The organism is Streptomyces sp. NPDC058257 (assembly GCF_042881845.1).
Classification (GTDB): domain Bacteria; phylum Actinomycetota; class Actinomycetes; order Streptomycetales; family Streptomycetaceae; genus Streptomyces.
On the sequence record NZ_JBHVXJ010000017.1, the window covers coordinates 162,114 to 180,684 of the forward strand.

An 18,571-nucleotide genomic window follows, 5' to 3' on the forward strand; every position below is an offset into this window, starting at 1 on the left:
ACCCCGGTGACTCAGCGGCGGTTGATGAATCCGGCGTCGACGGGCAGCGTGACACCGGTGATGTAGCGGGCTTCGTCCGAGGCCAGCCACAGGACGGCATTCGACACGTCGACCGCCTCGATCGTGGCCACGGGAAGGGCGTTGGGCGCCGTCTCGGACAGAATCGGGTCCTGGGCGACGAACTCGGCGATGGCGGGGTCGGTCACCATGGGAGTGGCCACGCCGGTGGGGTGCACCGAGTTCACCCTGATGCTGTGCGGGGCGAGGTTGTTGGCGTATGTACGCATCAACCCGACCACACCGTGTTTGGAGGCGGCGTAGCCGAGGCCGCCGTTGCTGGCCCCGCCGATGCCGACGAGGCCGGCGGTGGAGCTGACGATCACGATCGAACCGCCCTGCTCGGCGGCGACCATCGACGGGACGGCCACCTCGACGGTGTGGAAGGTCCCGCTGAGGTTGACATCGATGGCGTCGTGCCACGCCTGCACCCTGTCCTCCACGAGGAGCGGTGCGATCCCGGCGTTGGCGACAACGACGTGGATCTGTCCGAACTCGGCGAGCCCGGCGTCGTACGCCTCTTGGAGGGAGTCCCGATCGCGTACGTCCGCCTGCCGGGCCACGACGCGGCGTCCGAGCGCCCGCACTTCCTCGACCGCCTCGGACAGGTCCTCCGGCGTCGACAGCGGGTAGGGCACGGTGTCGACCGACCGGCATATGTCCACGATGACCAAGTCGGCGCCTTCCTCCGCCATCCGGCGAACGTGGGCGCGGCCGAGCCCTCCGGCCGCACCGGTGACGAAGGCCACCTTGCCGTCAAGGCGCCCCTTCGGTCCCTGAGTTTCCTTGTTCCGCCGGTAGCCGTTGTGCGGGGTCATGTTGGTGATGTACCGCGCGGCGGTCGGCTTGGCCAGGGCGGAATCGGAGCGACTGTCGTGCGCCGACTCCCGGGAGCGGAGCATGGGAGCGGCGGGCTCCCGCACATGCCCCGCACATGCCCCACACATCAGCTGCTCCGCTGCTCCTCGCGGTCTCCGAGGGCGCTGATGGCGGTGGCGGCGGAAATCCAGGCTGTCGACGCCGGGATATGATCTTCATCCCGGAGCTCGGAGTCAGTCATGCAGGGAGTGCTCACCGGATTCGCGGTGATCGCCGTCGTCATCGCGGTCGGCTACTTCCTCGGGCTCCGCGGGCACTTGGGCAAGGACGGCCGGACGGTCCTGACCTCGCTCGCCTTCAACGTGGCCACGCCCGCCCTCCTCTTCACCACCCTGGCAGGCGCCGACCTGTCGGTCATCCTCTCCGAGCGCCTCCTGGTGACTGCGGCCGGCACCGCCGCCGTAGCCGCCGTCTTCATCACCATCGGGGCCCTACGCGGCTGGGGCGCGGGGCAGATCACCATCGGCGCCCTGTGCTCCAGCTACGTCAACGCGGGCAACCTCGGTATCCCGATCGCCGTGTACGTGCTGGGAGATGCCTCGCTCGTCGCGCCGATCCTGCTCTTCCAGCAGATCATCGTCACCCCGCTGGCCCTCACCGTCCTCGACCTGAACCGGCCCGGCGAGCCGACGCCCCTCTGGCGGCGTCTGACCACACCGCTCCGCAACCCGACGGCGGTCGGCTCCCTGACGGGCGTCGCCGTGGCCTGCACCGGCTTGACCATCCCGCAGCCGGCCCTCGAACCCCTCAACCTCATCGGCAACATGTCCGTCCCCGCGGTTCTGCTGGCCTTCGGGATCTCCCTGCGGGGCAGCGGACTGCCCGCCCGCGGAGACAACCGGCCCGCGATCGTTCTCTCCACCGTCCTCAAGACGGTCGGCCAGCCCCTCGTCGCCTGGGGCCTCGGCGCGGGACTCTTCCACCTGCACGGGACGGAACTCCTTGCGGTCGTCGTGACCGCCGCCCTCCCTGCCGCTCAGAACCTCTACACGTACGCCTCGCAGTACCGCGTGGCCGAACAACTCGCCCGGGAATCCATACTGCTGTCCACACTCGCCTCGGTACCGGTGCTGATCACCATCGCCGCTCTCCTCGGATAGCTGTTCAGGACGGCTCGGCCGGCGCCAGTCGGTACGCGTCCCCCTCACGCCGTACGTGTCCGGCGGTCGGCGGCGGGAAATGGCTGCCGAGCAGAAGAGTCGACGTGCCCGCGAGCGAGTCGAGCACCCGATCACGCGTCCTGGCGGCGAGTGCGGGGTCGATGTCCACGCAGCTGCAGAGCGCGGGATGCGACATCTGGACCGGGTGGTGGATGCTGTCGCCGGTGACCAGCGCTCGCTCGCCCCTGCTGCTCAACTCGACCGCCACCTGGCCCGGGGTGTGGCCAGGAGTGGGCAGCAGACGGATGCCCGGCGCGACGTCCGTGCCGTCGTCCGCGACGTCGACCAGATCCAACAGGCCCGCGTCGCGGACGGGGTGGACCGAGTCACGGAACATCTGCCGACGCGCCTCCTCCATGTCGACTCCGGCCCAGTAGTCCCATTCGGTGCGCGCGGTGAGGTAGCGCGCGTTGGGGAAGGTGGGCACCCAGTCGTCGCCCCGCGCGCGGGTGTTCCACCCCACGTGATCGGTGTGGAGGTGGGTCATGACGACGAGATCCACGCTCTCCGGCGCGAATCCCGCCGCCTCGAGGCGCGTCACATAGTCGCTGTTCAGGTCGTGCCAAGCGGGATTGGCACGCTGCTTTCCGTTGCCGATGCCGGTGTCGACCAGGACGCGCATGCCGTCGGCCTCGACGGCGAAGCTGTGGCTCGCCAGGCGGATGACGCCTTCGTCGTCGGCGAAGTCGGGGCGCAGCCAGGGCGTCCGGGTCACGATGTCGGCGGTCGCTCCGGGCAGGAGCCAGGGACCGGTCCCGGCGGGCAGAGCTATCTCGTCGATACGCCGGACGACGTGGTCGCCGACAGCCCAGGCGGGGAGCGAAGACGTGGACATGGGTGATCCTTCCCAAGCTAAAAGCAATCGGTTTGCTTTAACTCACCGTAGGTCCTATGGTCGGCTAAAGCAAACCATTCGCTTTAGGTGTTCCGCACGAACTCGGAAGGACGCAATGACCAGCGAACTCACTCCCCAGGAGGCGGCCGTGTCGGCGCTGCGGGCGGGGTTGCCCCTTGCGGGCGACCGGCATGAAGGGGTGGCCGCGACGGCCAACCACATCCACTCCGTCATCACCACGCTGCGCGAGCTCGACTTCGGCGACACGCCTCCCGCGGCCTCCTACCGAGCCGGAGGGGAGAACGCCGATGCAACCGTTTGAGCTTTCACTCACCGAGGCTTCCCGCGCGGTGCGCGCAAGGGAGTTGTCCCCTGTCGACCTCGCTGAATCCGTACTCGCCCGCATCTCCGCGGTCGACGGACGACTCGGCGCCTACGTCACCGTCGCCGCGGACACGGCCCTGGCGGCGGCCGCCCGGGCCGAACGGGAGATAGCGGAGAGGGGGCCGCTCGGGCCGCTGCACGGAATCCCCATGGGCCTGAAGGACCTGATCGATGCCGAGGGGATGCCCACCACGGCGAGCTCGGACGTCCGGTCCGGGCACGTCGCGGACCGTGACAGCCATGTCGCCGCACTCCTCGACGCCGCCGGGGCCGTCCTCCTGGGCAAGACGCACACCCACGAATTCGCCTACGGCCTGACCACTCCGCAGACGAGCAACGCATGGGACCACAGCCGTGTCGCCGGAGGGTCGAGCGGCGGCTCGGCGGTAGCGGTCGCCGCCGGAGGCGCGACGTTCGCGCTGGGCACGGACACCGGCGGTTCCATCCGGGTTCCGGCCGCCCTGAACGGGGTCGTGGGCCTCAAGCCGACCTACGGCCTCGTCTCCCGCACCGGCGTGACCTCGCTCTCCTGGTCCCTGGACCACGTGGGCCCCCTCACCCGCACCGTGCGGGACGCGGCTCTGGTCCTCGCCGCGACAGCGGGCCACGACCCTCGCGATCCGGCGAGCGTGCCCGGACCCGCGACGGACTTCCTCGAAGCGGGTGACTTGAGGGGCCTGAAGGTCGGGGTGCCCCGCAATTACTACTTCGACCGCGTCATGCCCGAGGTGGAGGAAGCCGTACGGAGCGCGATCGGGCGCCTGGCGGAGCTCGGGGCGGAGCTCGTCGACGTCGACATCCCGATGGCGCGCTACATCCATGCCACACAGTGGGGCCTGATGGTCCCGGAGGCCACCGCCTATCACGAGCGGTCGCTGCGGACCACGGCCGACCTGTACGCGCCGGACGTCCGCATCCTCCTGGAGGCGGGCGAACTCATCTCGGCGGGCGACTACCTCCGCGCCCAGCGCGCCCGCACCATGATGCGCGACTCCTGGGCGCGCATGTTCGAGGGGATCGATGTCCTCGCCGCGCCGACGGTGCCCATGACGGCTGCCGCGTCCGGCCAGGACACGGTCGAATGGGCCGATGGCACCGTCGAGTCCGTGTCTGACAGCTACGTCCGTCTCTCCGCACCGGCCAACATCACCGGCGTACCCGCCCTTACCCTTCCGGTCGGCCGCGACCGCGACGGGCTGCCGATCGGCATGCAGCTGATGGGACGGCCCTTCCGGGACGCGACGGTGCTGCGTGTGGGCCGGGCCTACGAGGAGGCGGTGGCCGATACGGGGCGACTCGCACCGATAGCGACCGCGGCAGCGGCCTGAGGGCCTCGCGCGGGAAGTCCTAGACGCAACGGATTCGCATTAAGGTGGTCGGTATGAGTCCCAAGCCCATGGCCCGCCCCGGCGGGCGCAGTGCACGCGTGCAGGAGTCCGTCCACTCCGCTGTCCGTGAGCTCGTCGCCGAAGCGGGACGCGATGCGCTGACCGTCCCCATGGTGGCGGCCCGCGCGGGTGTGACCCCGTCCACCGTCTACCGTCGCTGGGGCGATCTGCAGGAACTCCTCTCCGACGTCGCGGTCGAGCGGCTGCGCCCGGAGACGGATCCCGCCGATCTCGGCAGTCTTCGGGCCGATCTCGACGCATGGGCGGAACAGTTCCTCGACGAGATGGCGTCTCCGTCCGGGCGTGCCTACATCAGGGACGCGCTCCTCGGAGACCCGGAAGGCACCAACGCCGGTCAGTGCTCCGCCTATGCGGCGGAGCAGATCGACGCCGTGCTCGACCGGGCGGCCCGGCGCGGCGAGCCGGTGCCCGACACGGAACGGATGATCGACGACGTCGTGGCGCCGATCATGTACCGCATCCTTTTCCGCCCCGGCCGGCTTGACGCCGCGTACGCGCGCGAGCTCGTGGCGCACGCCCTCGACCGGCTCTGACGCGGCAGTCTCAGGACTCCAGATAGCGCAGCACCGCGAGCACCCGGCGGCTGTAGCCGGTGGTGTGCGAAAGATCGAGCTTGTCGAAGATCATGTTGAGGTTCTTCTCGACCGCGCTCAGCGAGATGTGCAGCTTCTGCGCGATGGCCGCGTTCGTATGGCCCTGCGCCAGCGCCTCGATGACGGTGCGCTCGCGGGGCGTGAGGCGCGAGAGGGGGTCGCTGTGCGTGGTGCGGACGACCAACTGCCGTACGACTTCGGGGTCGATGGCGGCGCCGCCCGCGTGGATCCGCTCCAGCGAGTCGAGGAACTCGTCGACCTGCGCGACGCGGTCCTTGAGGAGGTAGCCGACCCGCTCGACGTTCGAAGTGAACAGCTGCGCCGCGTAGTTGCGCTGCACGTACTGGGAGAGCACGAGCACGCCGACCCCGGGCCAGCGCTCGCGGATCTCCACCGCGGCGCGCAGCCCCTCGTCGGTGTGGGTCGGCGGCATCCGGATGTCGGTGACCACTACGTCCGGCTGCTCTGTCTCCACCTCCCGCAGCAGCGAGAGCGCGTCACCCACCCCGGCGAGAACCTCGTGGCCCTCCTCGACGAGCAGCCGGATCAGCCCTTCTCGCAGCAGGGTCGAGTCCTCGGCGAGAATTACGCGCACGGCAGCTCCGCGGTGATGGTGGTGGGGCCCCCGGAGGGGCTGTGAACGTTCAGTCTGCCGTCGAGCGCGGCCACCCGGCTGCGCAGTCCGGTCAGACCGCTGCCCCCCGGGTCGGCACCGCCGACGCCGCTGTCGCGTATCAGGATGCCGAGGTACGCGCCGTACGCCCTGACGCTGACGAAGATGTCCTGGGCCGAGGAGTGCTTGGCCGCGTTGGTCACGGCCTCCGACACGACGAAGTAGGCGGCCGTCTCGACGGACGGCGGCAGCGGCCCGGCAACGTCGTACTCGATCCTCAACGGGATGCCGCACCGCTCGGACACCCCGCCGAGCGCCTCCTGGAGACCGAGGCTGTCGAGCGCCGACGGATAGACCCGCCAGGCCACTTCGCGCAGTTCGGTGAGGACTTCCTGGGACTCCTTGTGTGCCTGCTCCAGGAGAGCGTCCGCCTGCTCAGGAGCCTTGCTGCGGCGGGCCCTGCCGAGCAGCATGGCGAGCGCCACGAGGCGCTGTTGCACGCCGTCGTGCAGATCGCGTTCGACGCGGCGCCGCTCGGCGTCCACCGCCCGCACCACCGCGGCGCGGCTGGCGGCCAGTTCGTCGATGCGCCGCTCGAGGAGTTCGCGCTCGGACGGCCCGAAGCACTCGCGGGCCAGGCGGGTGTCCAGGGCTGCGAGCGACAAGAGGCCCTGCACGTCGAGGAAGAGCAGGACGCCGCCGAGCACCACCTGGCCCAGGAGCTCCTGCCAGGTCAGTGTGGACCGGGCGACGCCCGCGGCGAGCAGCCCGGCCAGGATGACGCCGACGACGAGCAGCCCGACCACGATGCCGCACAGCAGTCCGGCGTATGTACGGGCCGCGAGGTAGCGCAGCACCTGCTGGTCGGAGGCGTGGTGCTCGGGAAACGAGTCGTGGAAGAAGACCGAGCGCCGTCGGCGCTCAAGGGCGGTCAGTCCGCGGGCCCCCGCGGTGAGCAGGGCATGAGCCCGGCGGCGGGTGCGCGGCCACAGCAGGAAGGCACCGAGCACGGCACCGGCCAGGAGGAAGTACAACAGGCCGAGCAGGGCGGTCAGGCAGCTGATCAGGACACCGGCGCCCCTGAGGAGGAGGGTCGAAGGAAGACGGTCGGTGTCCGTGTCCGTCAGGTCCCCCTCCATGCCGGCTGACATTAGTGCTGCCGCATCGCCGGGACAAGATCGCTCAGCTTGGGCGGGCAGGGGACGGGCGGGGGTCGCGTCGCCGGTCATCGCAGCGGGTCAGGACGTGCGGCGGTGCTGGGACTGCGGCTGAGGCTGCTTCCTGGACCGGACGCGAACGACCACGTAGACGGCGATCGCGACGAGTACCAGGACGAGGACGGCCTTGGAGAGGAAGCCGACGTAGGTCTCCACCGCGTCCCACTGGTCGCCCAGCCAGTAGCCCGCCATCACGAGAACCGAGTTCCAGACCAGGCTGCCGAGGGTGGTCAGGGAGAGGAAGACCGGCAGCGGCATACGCTCCACGCCGGCCGGGATCGAGATGAGGCTGCGGAAGATCGGCACCATGCGGCCGAGCAGGACGGCCTTCGTGCCGTGTTGGGCGAACCACCGCTCGGTGCGCTCCAGGTCGGAGCCCTTGACCAGGGGGAGCTTGGCCCAGATGGCGTGCATGCGCTCACGGCCGAACAGCACGCCGATCCAGTACAGGACGGCGGCGCCGACCACCGAACCGAGCGTGGTCCAGAACAGCGCGGACGCCAGGCTGATCACGCCCTGCCCGGCGGCGAAGCCGGTCAGCGGCAGGATCACTTCGCTGGGCAGCGGCGGGAAGAGGTTTTCGAGGGCGATGGCGAGACCGGCTCCCGGGCCGCCCATCGCGTCCACAAGGTCGGCCGCCCAGCCCGCTATGCCGCCCGCGGGTTCCTGGGGGAGAGCGAGAGTCACGAGATCCATGCGGTTTCTCCAAGCTGGTGGAACGGCGGCTGCAGCACAGGCGCCGGGATGCACCAGCAACGCTAGAAACCGCGGATCAGCGGCGGTATGCGGGTTGCCTTCGAGCATAGTGGGGTTTTCCGCAGGGCTCCGGGCGCCCCCTGCGGACTTGACTCAGGGCGGACTTCACTCAGGCAGGGAGGACGGGCATGCGCGGTGACGCCGGGGCGGCCGTGGTGAGGGCCGGGGCGTCAGCGTTCGGGATTGAGGAGCGTGTCCGCGACCGTGCCGTTCAGGACCTGGCGGGCCACATCCGAGAGCTTGAGCTGCCGGTTGCGGGCATACGTCCGCATGCGGGTGAATGCCTGATCCGCGCTGCAGCCGCGGGAGTTGGAGAGATATCCCTTGGCCTGCTCGATGACGATCCGGGAGTCCAGGGAGTTCTGCAGGTCCGCGATCTGCGCCAGCTGCGCGTGCACCACTTGCCGCTGCATCACGCAGGCAGTGGCGATGTCCGCCAGCGCCTGGGCCAGTCGCAGCTGGGTGTCGTCCAGGGGTTTCGTCCGGTTGTGGAGGAGGCTCAGGGCGCCGACCACCGTGCCCTGGCAGCGCAGCGGAACCGTCGCGACCGAGGTGAAGCCGAGGAGCAGGGCGCGCGGGGTGAACCGGGGCCATCGTGGACAGGCGTCCTCGACGTCGAGGCGGGTCTCGGAGATGCGCGCATCGGAGCGGGCGCAGTCCCGGCACGGCCCCTCGTCACATTCGAGGCCGAACAGCTCAAGCGCGTGGGTGTACTCGTCCGAGGCGACCACCTCGACGCCCTGGCCGTGCGGAACGTCGAGGAGGACCCCGGCCGCCGATACCTCAAGCAGCTCCACACAGTGTTCGGTCAGGGTGCGCAGGACAGCGGTCACGCTCACATCTCGCACCAGCGGTGCGGTGAGATCCACGAACGCGGACGCCAGTCGCTCCTCGCGCCGTCTCTCGGACATGGCGGTCATGCCGCCACTCCCTTCCACGCCCTGCATCAGCAACGGAACTGTGCGCATGCTTGAGTTGAGGATTCCGTGGATCCACGGATCCGCGGAATGCTCTTCACATTACCGCGATCGGTCGTCCGACATCAGACACACGCCGATCGGATGTGGTCGAGAGATCGCAAGTGCCGTAACTAACCGCCCTCTTTTGTTCTGTTGAAATCAGGATTGAATTCCTGTCAGCTTTCTCTTCTCATCGCGGCTTTTCCGCGGCGCGTCCAGGACCAGAGGCCGCGGTCCAGACCCACTGCTCACGGGAGAGAGTCACCGCCGTGACCCGCGCCCTGAAGTGCTCTGCCGCCACGGCGGACGCCAGTTGCCCCACGGGTCACCACGACGTACCGCCTGTCACCACGACGTACTGGTGGAGGGAAGCTGATCGGCGATCACGGGAGGCAGCTCGGAGAGGCCCAGAAGCCCGGCCACCGTCCGTCCGGTCAGCGTGTGCCATGCGGGGGCACGTCTCAGCATGGCGTGGTCACTGCCGTCCATCAGCACGGTGGCCGCCTCGGCGCCCGCGGCGCGGGCCCGGGCCGCGAAGTCCAGGGAGGCCCTCGGATCGGTCGTACGATCCCTGTCGCCGTGCAGCAGCACCACACGACGCCCGCGCAGGTGCGCCACCGGCTCCCCGGCGGGGCACCAGGGGGCGAGGCCGACCACCCCGCGCACCAGCGGTTCCCCGCCGACCCGCAGCGCGGCACGGCCCCCCATCGAGTGCCCCACCAGGACGGTCGGCACCTCACCGGCGAGCAGTTCCAGCTCCCGCAGCGCCCGGCGGGCGTCCTGGGCCGCGTCCTGCCGCTCTGCGTTCCAGCCCCGATGGCGGTAGCGCACCCGCCCGATCAGCACACCGCCTCCCGACGTGGCCCGGCGGATCGCGCCCTCGAAGAGACGAAGCCGCGCGCCCGGCAGATTCCACGGAGGTGGCGCGGCGGTGCCGTGCTCCCGGCCGCCGTGCAGCAGGAGCACGACGGCACGTGGCTCCTGGACGTGACCTCTCAGCTCCAGCGCCGAGCGGTGGCCATCGCGGAAGGGCACAGGGACTCCTCGACATGTCGGTGACCGGCCGTACGCACCGGACACGCCTTATTCGGAGCCGCGCCGGTGTCGGATGGGTCGTACGGCGCGATCGCCTCTGCTCTGGCTCCGCAGTGGCCGCTCGTCGGCTCCGTCCGAGGCCGCCTAGTGCCCGGGGCGCGAGCCGACCTCGTCCAGGGTCTCACCGTCCTTCAGATCCGCCCTCACGGTGACGCCGGGGTTCTTGGAAGCCTTGACGGCGAGGGTGCGGCCTCGTTCCTTCACGTCGACGTCGCCGGTCACCTCGATGCCGGTGACCTCGCGGCTGCCCGCGGCGAGGAGGTAGTGGCGCCCCGAGCCCGCGGTCCAGGGGGTACTTGCCACGATGTGCTGGCCGAACCGGCTGCAGGAAGCTGTGGAGCGTGCCTGTCCGACGACCTTCGCCGGTGCGGTCGCGGACGCCGTGGACGTGCGGAACTGCACGAGGACATCGCCGGGGCCGCGCCAGGTGGAGGCGCGGGTGCAGGTCCACACCGCTCTGCCGCCTCGCTCGGGCAGGTCCTGCTCGGCGAAGTCCCATTGGTTGACGGACCGCACGCCGCTGCGCCGCATCTCGGGGAGTTGGCACGCGGTGCGGGCCCAACTCCGCAGCGCCGCACTGCTGGTGGCCTCGCGAGGCTGCCGGGGCGGGGCTCCGGTGCCGGGCAGGGGGGTGTAGCTGAGATGTACGGGAGTGAGGCCTCCCAGGTCGGTGACGAGGAAGGCGTGCTTCTCCACGATCCTGCTCGATGAGCGCAGCTGCAGCACGGGCAGGCTGTCGCACGATCCCTTGGCCGGTAGCTCGGGGACGGCATCGGTGACGCCCTCGTCCGACACGTCGAGCGGACGGCCGGGAGAGTTGGGGGCCAGCAGGTCGCGCGTGCGCGCCTCGGCGATCCAGGGTGCGGTCAGATAGCGGACCTTGCCCGCCCCGCGGCTGACGACGAGCGCGGCCGCCGTGGTCACGTCGGCCTCGTCGGAACGGGAGATGTCCAGGGAGGCGGCGTCCTGCGCGGAGGGCGGTTCGCCGTAGCGCACGACGCGTCGACCGTCGTAGAACAGCACGACCGCCTCCTTGCCGACGTCGCCCGCGTACACCAACTGGGTGTTTTCGGGAGGTGGTTCGGCGCTGGTGGCCTTGGCGACGCTCACCCGGGTGCCGCGTGGTGGATCGGTCCACGTGGCGAGCGCGCGCGTGATGAGCGCGTCGTCTTTGACGCGTGTGCCTCGGGCAGGCCACGCGGTGAAGTCCACGCGGGAGGTGTTGGACCAGACGTCAGGTGGGGTGTGGACCAACTGGGCCGGACTGATCGGAGGGCGGGCGTCGACGGTTCGGGAGGGCTCGGCCGATGGCGTCCTCCCGACGGTGGCCATCAGTACCGCACAACAGAGGGCTACGACGCCCGCGGTGAGCCAGGCGAGCTGGAACCGGCGCCTGCGGCGCAGCAGATCGGTCGGGCGGGTCTGTACGGAACAGGCGTCGAACTCCCGTGAACGCAGGAGCGCTTCCGCCGCCACGCCCGCGGTCGCCTCCACGCCGCGGGCGCCGCGCAGCGCCTGCCGCGGCTGCGGCACACCGGCGGTGGTGAGCTGCTCGACGACCTCGGAGGGGGACAGGCCCTCCAGCTTGAGCAGCACGAACGCCGCACGCGTGGCTGCGGGTACCTCGGAGAGTGCCTGTCCCAGCGCGATCTCCTCGCCGCCGCCCGCGCGAGGGAACAGGCGCAGTCCCCAGACCACCGGGAGCATGGGGCGAAGTGTGCGGGGCGGCGGCAGCACGCCCGGCCAGCCGCGCGGACGGTGGTCGTGGGCGAGCGCCGAGCGCAGGACGCGCGCCCGCGTGCTCGCCAGCGTGGGGTCGGCCTTCTGTGTGCCCCGCCGCTGCTCAGGCACACGCGATATTGATCGCCCGACACGGAAACCGGGCAGAGCGCGCTGTACCAGAGCGTGGGCGACGAGGACTCGCCTGTGTCTGCTGAGAGTATGGGGGAGCGTGAGGTAGGCGAGGCGTACGAGTCGTGTGTACTGGTCGACGATGACGGCTTCGACCTGGTCAAGGGCGACCCGCCCCGTCTTCTTCGCCGGGCGCCGTTGCGATGTGCTCATCGATCAAAGAAGCCTTCCAAAGGCTGACGACATTGCGTCCTGACCCGATTCAAACGAGTGAATCGTGCGATGGTCACAGCCGTCGCGCCACAGCGGTGGCGGTCGCCTTGAACAGACGACCGGGGGCTGAGGGGAGAGGGCGGAGGTGGCGACGGCGGCGTCCGGGTGGAGGAGGCCGATGCCTCGCACTCCACCGGGATCAGCCGCACCGGTCGCCACCTCCGCGCGTCCGAGCGGGGTCGCTCACCCCCCTGTCGGACACCCGTGATGCGTCGGCGGCGGCGTGATGGATTGGCATCGATTGGCATCGATTGGCGTGGATTGGCATGGATCGGCTCGGGGCGAGCGGGTGAGTGCGCGAGCGGCGCGGGACGCCTGATTCCGGGAGAAGCCGCGTAACCGATGATCATGCCCCGCGTTGGTCTGCCGGGGCCCGGCAAGTCAGGCCGGGCCATGACGAAGGCTTGAGGGTCACTCATCATGCACGACATCACCAGGAAGATCGCCGCGGGGATCGGCGCCGTCGCCGCGGCGCTGGGCTGTGTCATCGTCGCCGGGCCGCCGGCTGCGGCCGACGGCAAGTGGTGCAACAACGCGGTCTGCATCGAGACCTACGACAGCGGCACCTATCTGGGCAGGGTCGAGGTGTCGGTCATCAACTCCAACCAGCCGCACCGCATCAGCGCCCGCGTCTGGACCACCAACGGCTGGAGCGCCAACACGAAGGTGGAGGACGTCGACGCGTTCAGGACCTACCGGGACCAGGCCTACCCGCAGCGCCACTTCCCCGCCGGCACCCGGCTCTGCGCGGAGGGCTTCCGGGGCGGCGACAGCGTGGGCCTTCCCTGCGTCACCCTGACTGACTGACCTCGCCGCGGCTCAGCCGTACCGGCGGCAGCGGCCGGGGATTCGGCGGCGGCGGGGTCGAATCCCCGGGGAAGGTCCAAAACTTCGGTCAGGCCGTGGAGTTCGAGTGCGGCCAGGTCCGGGCCGGTGCGGTCCGGGACCTGGCCGCACCCCTTTTCCGTTCGAGCGGATGACCCGGCCCGGCCCGGCCCGGCGCGGGTCGCGGAAGAGGCGGCCCGGCCACCAGAACCAGCGGCCCAGGTCCAGAGCGAGGGCGGGCACCAGGACCGTACGGACGAGGTGCGCGACCAGACCGTACGTTCCTTGCGCGCGGGCGTGCCGTGCCTCGGCATGAACGGCCGGCACACCCGGCGGCCCGTGACGACGAGCAGCGCCGGCAGGACAGCGACCAGGGCAACGAGCGCGCAGATCACCCCGACGGCGCCGACCGGGCCCAGGGAGCGCGAGGAGTCGATGTCGGCGAAGGCGAGACAGGACAGGCCGACCGCGATGGTCCCGGCCGACGCGAGGATCGCCGGGCCCGAGCGGCGAAGGGCGGCCCTCATCGCCGTGTGCCGCAGCTCGTGGAGTTGGCGGCGTTGCGCGTCGTCCAGGAGGCGCTGACCGGGTGGTGATCAAGCATGCGGACGCCCGGCACGTGGCGGTGTCGGTGGCGGCGACGGGCGACCGGCTCGCCGTGGAGATCACCGACGACGGGCCGACGGCGGCCGTGAACCGCGCGGCCACGGGGGAGGGGCACGGCTTGATCGGCGTGCGGGAGCGGGCCGTCGCGGTGGGCGGCGATCCCGAAGCGGCTCGGCAGGGGTATTTTGCGATTCTTTTACAGTGGGTGTAGAAGTTAGCCGTACTTCTCCACCCACTGTCGCTGTACGGCCGGGGCGTCACCTCCGGCGTGGCGGGATGCCCCGGCCGCGTCGAGAATGACCGGCACGCCCCTTCACCGGAACGGAGCCACTGTTGCTGTCCGCCGTACTCGGTCTGCTCGCCGTTCTCGTCCTGACCGCGGGCACCGGCTACTTCGTCGCGCAGGAGTTCGCGTACGTGGCCGCGGACCGCCTCGCGCTCGCGCGCGAGGCGCAGGCGGGCGACCGGCGGGCGGCCCGGGCCGTGCAGGTCCTGGAGCGGCTCTCGTTCATGCTGTCGGGCGCACAGCTGGGAATCACCGTCACCGGTCTGGTCGTCGGCTTCCTCGCCGAGCCGTCCGTGTCCGGGCTCCTGAAGCCCGCCCTGGACGGCACCGGCCTCTCGGACGGCGTCGTCTCCGCCCTCTCCGTGGTCCTCGGCTTCGTCGTCGCCACCGTGCTCCAGATGGTCCTCGGTGAGCTCGCCCCCAAGAATCTCGCGCTCGCCGTCCCCGAGCGCCTCGCGAAGTCCCTGGCCGCCTCCACGCTGGCGTATCTGAAGGTCGTCGGGCCGATCGTCCGTGTCTTCGACAGCGCCTCCAACCGGCTGTTGCGCCGCATCGGCATCGAGCCCGTCGAGGAGTTGCACCACGGCGCCACGCTCGAAGAGCTCAGCCACCTCATCGGCGAGTCCCACGAGCACGGTCAGCTGCCGCGCGAGAGCGCCGAGCTCCTCGACCACGCCCTGGAGTTCTCCGAGCGCACACTGGCCGAGGTGATGGTGCCGCGGGCGGACGTCACCTTCGTGCGCAAGGACGCCACGGCGGACGAGGCGGTGCGGCTCATCGCCGGGCACGGGCACTCGAACTACCCCGTCATGGGCGACCACCCGGACGACGTCGCGGGTGTCCTCGGGGTCCGCGAGCTGATGCGGCTGCCCGCAGGGCAGTTCGACCGCACCACGGCGGGCGAACAGGCCCGCCGCCCCCTGCTCCTCCCCGACACCCTGCCGCTGCCGGGCGCGGTGGCGCAGATGCGCGAGCGGGACGACGAGTTCGCGGTCGTCCTCGACGAGCACGGGGGCGTGGCGGGCATCGTGACGTACGAGGACATCGCCGAGGAACTCGTCGGGGACATCGCCGACGAGACCGACGCCGTCGTCGCGCTCGCGGTCGCCGACGGCGGCGGCTGGTTCGTCGACGCGGGCCGCCGCCTGGACGAGGTCGCCGACGCGACCGGCATCGACCTGCCGGAGGAGGACGACTACGACACCGTGGCCGGGCTCATCGTGGACCGGCTCGGCCGCTTCCCGGCCATCGGCGACCGCCTGACCGTGGAACTGTCCGACGGCGGCCGCGTCGCCGTCGCCGTACTCGGCCTCGACCGCCACGTACCGGAGCGCGTACGGATCGAGCGCCTGCCGGGTGCGCATGTGCCGACCGCCGAGGAGACCACCGCATGAGCTTCCCGCTGGCCCTCTTCGTCACCCTCCTGCTGCTGATCGCGAGCGGCTTCTTCGTCGCCGCGGAGTTCGCCCTTGTGGCTGCCAAGCGGCACCGCATGGAGCGGGCGGTCGCCGCGGGGCAGCGCGGCGCCAAGTCCGCGCTCGCGGGCATGCGGGAACTGTCCCTGATGCTCGCGGGGGCCCAACTCGGCATCACCGTCTGCACCTTGGGCCTCGGCTCGGTCTCCAAGCCCGCCATCTCCCACGAACTCGACCCGCTCCTCGCGAAGCTGGGCCTGCCCGCCGGGCTCAGCTACGGCATCGCCTTCGCGCTCGCCATGGTCGTCGTGGTGTTCCTGCACATGGTCGTCGGCGAGATGGCCCCCAAGTCCTGGGCCATCGCCCACCCCGAGCGCTCCGCGATGCTGCTCACCCCGCCCTTCCGGGCCGTGGTCAAGGTCGTGCGGCCGCTGCTCACGGTCCTCAACAAGGCCAGCAACGCGCTTGTCCGCCTGTGCAAGGTCACCCCGCGCGACGAGCTGACCTCGGTGCACAATCGCGAGCAACTCACGCACCTGGTGCAGGAGTCGTGGCGGCTCGGACTCATCAGCGAGGCCGACTCCGGCCTCATCACCACCTCGCTCACCGCACCGCTGACCGCGGTCGGTGATCTGCAGACCGCGGCCGCGCAGATCACGTCCGTCCCGGCCGACGCGAGCACCGACGAGGTCCTGGAGGTGGCCGCGGCGAGCGACCGCACCCGGCTGCTCGTCAGGGACGGCGCCACCGTCCTCGGCTCGGTGCACGCCCGTGACGCCCTGGTGGCCCGCGCCCGCAGTCGCGCCCTGACCGCTCGCGAGCTGGCCCGCCCCGTCCCGGAACTCGCCGCCGACGACACCCTCGCGCACGCCGTCGAGGAACTGCGCCGCCGCCGTGCCTCGCTCGCCGTGCTCTGCGACGAATCGGGCCGTCTCACCGGCCTGATCAGCCTTGACGACCTGCTCGCCCGCCTCATGGAACCGCGACAGGCGGCCTGATGGCCGGCCGGTTCCGCCCCTCCGGGCAGCGAAAAGCCACTCGGAACGGGGATGTACGCGTGCCGTGTCCTGTGGCTACTGTGCTCGCAATGTTCCGTGCCGACGCAGTCACGCACCGTCACCCGGCACCCCGCGCGAGCGCGGCGCCGCGATGAAGTTCCGAAGACGGCCTCCTCCCTGCCCGCAGGTGGTCACCTACCGTTGGGCCCCGGCGGCGGTGGCGGCGGGCTGCCAGGTCATCACGCTCCTGGACGGCAAGGGCCACGACATCGGGCACCTCGACTACCAGGTGTGCCATCTGTGCGGCGCCGCACACGTCAACACGATCGCCATCGCCGGGCCCTGGCAGGGCATGGGCCTGGGACGCGAGGCGCTCCACCGCGCCACTGACCCCTGGTCCGCGTACGCGTGGAGCACATCCAGGCAGTCCGCCGACGGCCGGAAGTTCTTCGCCGCGATGGCGGAGGAGACAGGCATGGACTTCGTGCCGGGGGCCGTGAGGTGCCCTCACATAATCGCGTCGCCACCGGAATCCAGGTCCGGCGGGGCGCTGGGGCGTCAGGAATGAACGGCCGCTGACCGGGGCACTCGGAGACCGGGCGCGTATCACGCGCCCACGTTTCTGGGAGGACACGATGACGCTGTCTCGGGTGTACACGCGTGGCCGGACCAAGAAGGCAGGGGTCCGTCGTCGCTCGGCGGAGGAGGAATCGCTGACGGCGGCGGGTAGGGCGGGCTTTGCCGCCCGTGGCGTCGTCTACGTCCTCATCGGCGCCCTTGCCCTGCGGATCGCCCTCGGCGGCAGCGGTGAACAGGCCGACAGGCAGGGCGCGTTGGCCCAGGTCGCCGAGCAGCCCTTCGGTGAGGTGATGCTGTGGGCGCTGGCCGTCGGGTTCGGCTGCATGGCGCTGTGGCGGGGCTCCCGCGCGGTGGGGAGGCGGGGGCCCCGTCGCAAGGCCGCGTCGCGGGCCCTCGACGGCGGCCGGGCGGTCTTCTACGCCTTCGTCTGCTGGGCGACCGCCGTGTACGCGGCCGGGGGCGGCCAGGGTTCGAGCGGCGACGCCAAGTCGCAGGACTGGACGGCCTCGGCGCTGGAACTCCCCTACGGACGCCACCTGGTGGGCGCCGCGGGCTGTGTGCTGACCGGCGTCGGCGTGGTGCTCGCCGTCCGGGCGATGATGCGGCGCTTCCTGCGGCAGTTGGACCTCGGTTCTCTCAAGGGCCGCACGCGGCAGGTCGTCACCGCCCTCGGCGTGACCGGCGGTGTCGCACGCGGCGCGGTGTTCGCCGCCGCGGGCGTCTTCATCCTGACGGCGGCCGTCCAGGCCGACTCCGACGAGGCCAAGGGCGTGGACGCGACGCTCCGCAGTTTCTCGCACACCCCGGTCGGCCCCTGGCTGTTGGCCGCCGTCGCGGCCGGGCTCGTCCTCTTCGGGGTGTTCTCCTTCGCCTCCGCGCGCTGGCGGCGCCTGTGAACCCGCGCCCCCTGCCCCCTAGGCGAACGAGGGCATCTCGCCCTCCGTGGTCGTCAGATCGACGACGCTGAAGGTGGCACCCTGCTGGTCGGCGACCGTGGCGAAGCGGCCGAAGGGGCTGTCCATCGGGCCGAGGAGCAGCCGGCCGCCGAGCTTGGTGACGGTGGCGATCGCGGCATCGCAGTTGTCCACGGCGAAGTGCACGTTGATGAACGGCGGCATGTCCGGCGGGAAGTCCTCGGTCATCTTGAGCCGTCCGAGCACCGCCCGGTCACCGATCTTGAAGACGCCGTAGTCCACGTCGTCGACGTCCATCGTCTCCACCTCGAAGGGGAAGACGGCGGGCAGGAACGCGTCCGCTGCCGCCGGGTCCCGCGTGGTGAGCTCCGCCCAGCAGTACGCTCCTGCCTCACCGGTCTTCTCGAAGCCCTCATGGGCGCCCGGCTGCCAGACGCTGAAGTACGCGCCGCTCGGCTCCTGGGCCGTCGCCATGGTGCCGAAATCGCCCACCCGCGTCGGCTCCATGGCGAGCGTCCCGCCGTGGTCGCGGATCTTCGCGGCCGTCGCGGCGGCGTCGGGCGAGGCGAAGTAGAGGTTCCAGGCGGCCGGTCCTTCCACGCCCTGCATCCGCGGGACGACGGCGGCCACAGCCCTGCCGTCCGAGCGTGCCTGCGTATAGCCGCCGAACTCCTCGGAGCCGGAGTCGAACGTCCAGCCGAGCAGTTCGCCGTAGAAGCTCTTCGCGGCCGCCACGTCGGGGAACATCGCGTCCGCCCAGCAGGGCGTGCCTTCCGGGTGCGCGGCCATCGCGAGGCCTCCTTCTGAGGGACTTCCGAGAGACTTTCAGGTCGTTCCTGACGAATTCACGCTATTCGAACAGAGGCC

Annotated in this window: 19 protein-coding genes and 1 pseudogene; 10 read left to right on the forward strand and 10 right to left on the reverse strand. The window is 70.8% G+C overall.

What is annotated here, in order from left to right; genetic code table 11:
- Positions 1 to 11: 11 nt before the first annotated feature.
- Positions 12 to 959, reverse strand: coding sequence for a mycofactocin-coupled SDR family oxidoreductase (locus tag ACFVXC_RS31845; RefSeq protein WP_389912275.1), 948 nt, complete (start codon positions 957 to 959; stop codon positions 12 to 14).
- 156 nt (positions 960 to 1,115) lie between these two features.
- On the opposite strand from ACFVXC_RS31845, the gene ACFVXC_RS31850 reads away from it, so the two are divergent.
- On the forward strand, positions 1,116 to 2,036 hold the full coding sequence (locus tag ACFVXC_RS31850) for an AEC family transporter (protein ID WP_389912278.1): 921 nt from the start codon (positions 1,116 to 1,118) through the stop codon (positions 2,034 to 2,036).
- Positions 2,037 to 2,040: 4 nt separating this feature from the next.
- Here ACFVXC_RS31850 and ACFVXC_RS31855 read toward each other — a convergent pair whose 3' ends face one another.
- Complete coding sequence (locus ACFVXC_RS31855) at positions 2,041 to 2,931, reverse strand: MBL fold metallo-hydrolase (RefSeq protein ID WP_389912280.1); 891 nt, start codon at positions 2,929 to 2,931, stop codon at positions 2,041 to 2,043.
- Between the two features lie 115 nt (positions 2,932 to 3,046).
- Between ACFVXC_RS31855 and ACFVXC_RS31860 the strand changes: the two genes are divergently transcribed.
- The 3 genes from ACFVXC_RS31860 to ACFVXC_RS31870 are packed head-to-tail and all read left to right on the forward strand — an operon-like array spanning position 3,047 to position 5,257.
- Positions 3,047 to 3,253 (forward strand): hypothetical protein, encoded by a 207-nt coding sequence (locus tag ACFVXC_RS31860; RefSeq protein ID WP_389912283.1) that lies wholly within the window; start codon positions 3,047 to 3,049, stop codon positions 3,251 to 3,253.
- Positions 3,240 to 4,643, forward strand: coding sequence for an amidase (locus ACFVXC_RS31865; RefSeq protein ID WP_389912286.1), 1,404 nt, complete (start codon positions 3,240 to 3,242; stop codon positions 4,641 to 4,643). The genes ACFVXC_RS31860 and ACFVXC_RS31865 overlap by 14 nt, the downstream gene beginning before the upstream one ends.
- Positions 4,644 to 4,696: 53 nt before the next feature.
- Positions 4,697 to 5,257: a TetR/AcrR family transcriptional regulator gene (locus ACFVXC_RS31870; RefSeq protein WP_389912288.1), complete on the forward strand. Its 561-nt coding sequence runs from the start codon at positions 4,697 to 4,699 to the stop codon at positions 5,255 to 5,257.
- A 10-nt stretch (positions 5,258 to 5,267) separates the two neighbouring features.
- Here ACFVXC_RS31870 and ACFVXC_RS31875 read toward each other — a convergent pair whose 3' ends face one another.
- The 6 genes from ACFVXC_RS31875 to ACFVXC_RS31900 form a co-directional block, all read right to left on the reverse strand.
- Positions 5,268 to 5,912, reverse strand: a complete 645-nt coding sequence (locus tag ACFVXC_RS31875; RefSeq protein WP_389912290.1) for a response regulator — start codon at positions 5,910 to 5,912, stop codon at positions 5,268 to 5,270.
- Positions 5,903 to 7,069, reverse strand: a complete 1,167-nt coding sequence (locus ACFVXC_RS31880; RefSeq protein ID WP_389912292.1) for a sensor histidine kinase — start codon at positions 7,067 to 7,069, stop codon at positions 5,903 to 5,905. Before ACFVXC_RS31880 ends, ACFVXC_RS31875 begins: the two co-directional genes overlap by 10 nt.
- A gap of 99 nt (positions 7,070 to 7,168) precedes the next feature.
- Positions 7,169 to 7,843 (reverse strand): DedA family protein, encoded by a 675-nt coding sequence (locus ACFVXC_RS31885; protein ID WP_389912295.1) that lies wholly within the window; start codon positions 7,841 to 7,843, stop codon positions 7,169 to 7,171.
- 230 nt (positions 7,844 to 8,073) lie between these two features.
- On the reverse strand, positions 8,074 to 8,823 hold the full coding sequence (locus ACFVXC_RS31890) for an ANTAR domain-containing protein (RefSeq protein ID WP_389912298.1): 750 nt from the start codon (positions 8,821 to 8,823) through the stop codon (positions 8,074 to 8,076).
- 384 nt (positions 8,824 to 9,207) lie between these two features.
- A complete protein-coding gene (locus tag ACFVXC_RS31895; protein ID WP_389912300.1) occupies positions 9,208 to 9,897 on the reverse strand; it encodes an alpha/beta hydrolase in 690 nt (229 codons plus the stop codon).
- A 144-nt stretch (positions 9,898 to 10,041) separates the two neighbouring features.
- Positions 10,042 to 12,021 (reverse strand): hypothetical protein, encoded by a 1,980-nt coding sequence (locus tag ACFVXC_RS31900; RefSeq protein WP_389912303.1) that lies wholly within the window; start codon positions 12,019 to 12,021, stop codon positions 10,042 to 10,044.
- 480 nt (positions 12,022 to 12,501) lie between these two features.
- On the opposite strand from ACFVXC_RS31900, the gene ACFVXC_RS31905 reads away from it, so the two are divergent.
- The gene (locus ACFVXC_RS31905; protein ID WP_389912305.1) at positions 12,502 to 12,888 is read left to right on the forward strand and encodes a hypothetical protein; all 387 of its coding nucleotides are present in this window, start codon (positions 12,502 to 12,504) and stop codon (positions 12,886 to 12,888) included.
- Positions 12,889 to 13,109: 221 nt separating this feature from the next.
- Here ACFVXC_RS31905 and ACFVXC_RS31910 read toward each other — a convergent pair.
- Positions 13,110 to 13,454: pseudogene (locus tag ACFVXC_RS31910) on the reverse strand (MMPL family transporter); the annotation flags it as partial.
- A gap of 41 nt (positions 13,455 to 13,495) precedes the next feature.
- On the opposite strand from ACFVXC_RS31910, the gene ACFVXC_RS31915 reads away from it, so the two are divergent.
- The 5 genes from ACFVXC_RS31915 (at position 13,496) to ACFVXC_RS31935 (ending at position 17,686) form a co-directional block, all read left to right on the forward strand.
- Positions 13,496 to 13,723: a hypothetical protein gene (locus ACFVXC_RS31915; RefSeq protein ID WP_389912308.1), complete on the forward strand. Its 228-nt coding sequence runs from the start codon at positions 13,496 to 13,498 to the stop codon at positions 13,721 to 13,723.
- Between the two features lie 125 nt (positions 13,724 to 13,848).
- Complete coding sequence (locus ACFVXC_RS31920; protein ID WP_389912368.1) at positions 13,849 to 15,192, forward strand: hemolysin family protein; 1,344 nt, start codon at positions 13,849 to 13,851, stop codon at positions 15,190 to 15,192.
- Positions 15,189 to 16,211: a CNNM domain-containing protein gene (locus tag ACFVXC_RS31925; RefSeq protein ID WP_389912311.1), complete on the forward strand. Its 1,023-nt coding sequence runs from the start codon at positions 15,189 to 15,191 to the stop codon at positions 16,209 to 16,211. The genes ACFVXC_RS31920 and ACFVXC_RS31925 overlap by 4 nt, the downstream gene beginning before the upstream one ends.
- A 187-nt stretch (positions 16,212 to 16,398) precedes the next feature.
- Positions 16,399 to 16,779 (forward strand): N-acetyltransferase, encoded by a 381-nt coding sequence (locus ACFVXC_RS31930; RefSeq protein ID WP_389912314.1) that lies wholly within the window; start codon positions 16,399 to 16,401, stop codon positions 16,777 to 16,779.
- 67 nt (positions 16,780 to 16,846) lie between these two features.
- Positions 16,847 to 17,686, forward strand: coding sequence for a DUF1206 domain-containing protein (locus ACFVXC_RS31935; RefSeq protein ID WP_389912317.1), 840 nt, complete (start codon positions 16,847 to 16,849; stop codon positions 17,684 to 17,686).
- Positions 17,687 to 17,704: 18 nt separating this feature from the next.
- Here ACFVXC_RS31935 and ACFVXC_RS31940 read toward each other — a convergent pair whose 3' ends face one another.
- The gene (locus ACFVXC_RS31940) at positions 17,705 to 18,493 is read right to left on the reverse strand and encodes a VOC family protein (RefSeq protein ID WP_389912320.1); all 789 of its coding nucleotides are present in this window, start codon (positions 18,491 to 18,493) and stop codon (positions 17,705 to 17,707) included.
- Positions 18,494 to 18,571 lie beyond the last annotated feature (78 nt).

What these genes read in the sequence shown, in the direction of transcription:
- ACFVXC_RS31845 (WP_389912275.1), bottom strand. Translation starts at nt 959, where the DNA reads ATGCTCCGCTCCCGGGAGTCGGCGCACGACAGTCGCTCCGATTCCGCC.
- ACFVXC_RS31850 (WP_389912278.1), top strand. Translation starts at nt 1,116, where the DNA reads ATGCAGGGAGTGCTCACCGGATTCGCGGTGATCGCCGTCGTCATCGCG.
- ACFVXC_RS31855 (WP_389912280.1), bottom strand. Translation starts at nt 2,931, where the DNA reads ATGTCCACGTCTTCGCTCCCCGCCTGGGCTGTCGGCGACCACGTCGTC.
- ACFVXC_RS31860 (WP_389912283.1), top strand. Translation starts at nt 3,047, where the DNA reads ATGACCAGCGAACTCACTCCCCAGGAGGCGGCCGTGTCGGCGCTGCGG.
- ACFVXC_RS31865 (WP_389912286.1), top strand. Translation starts at nt 3,240, where the DNA reads ATGCAACCGTTTGAGCTTTCACTCACCGAGGCTTCCCGCGCGGTGCGC.
- ACFVXC_RS31870 (WP_389912288.1), top strand. Translation starts at nt 4,697, where the DNA reads ATGAGTCCCAAGCCCATGGCCCGCCCCGGCGGGCGCAGTGCACGCGTG.
- ACFVXC_RS31880 (WP_389912292.1), bottom strand. Translation starts at nt 7,069, where the DNA reads ATGGAGGGGGACCTGACGGACACGGACACCGACCGTCTTCCTTCGACC.
- ACFVXC_RS31885 (WP_389912295.1), bottom strand. Translation starts at nt 7,843, where the DNA reads ATGGATCTCGTGACTCTCGCTCTCCCCCAGGAACCCGCGGGCGGCATA.
- ACFVXC_RS31890 (WP_389912298.1), bottom strand. Translation starts at nt 8,823, where the DNA reads ATGACCGCCATGTCCGAGAGACGGCGCGAGGAGCGACTGGCGTCCGCG.
- ACFVXC_RS31900 (WP_389912303.1), bottom strand. Translation starts at nt 12,021, where the DNA reads ATGAGCACATCGCAACGGCGCCCGGCGAAGAAGACGGGGCGGGTCGCC.
- ACFVXC_RS31905 (WP_389912305.1), top strand. Translation starts at nt 12,502, where the DNA reads ATGCACGACATCACCAGGAAGATCGCCGCGGGGATCGGCGCCGTCGCC.
- ACFVXC_RS31925 (WP_389912311.1), top strand. Translation starts at nt 15,189, where the DNA reads ATGAGCTTCCCGCTGGCCCTCTTCGTCACCCTCCTGCTGCTGATCGCG.
- ACFVXC_RS31935 (WP_389912317.1), top strand. Translation starts at nt 16,847, where the DNA reads ATGACGCTGTCTCGGGTGTACACGCGTGGCCGGACCAAGAAGGCAGGG.
- ACFVXC_RS31940 (WP_389912320.1), bottom strand. Translation starts at nt 18,493, where the DNA reads ATGGCCGCGCACCCGGAAGGCACGCCCTGCTGGGCGGACGCGATGTTC.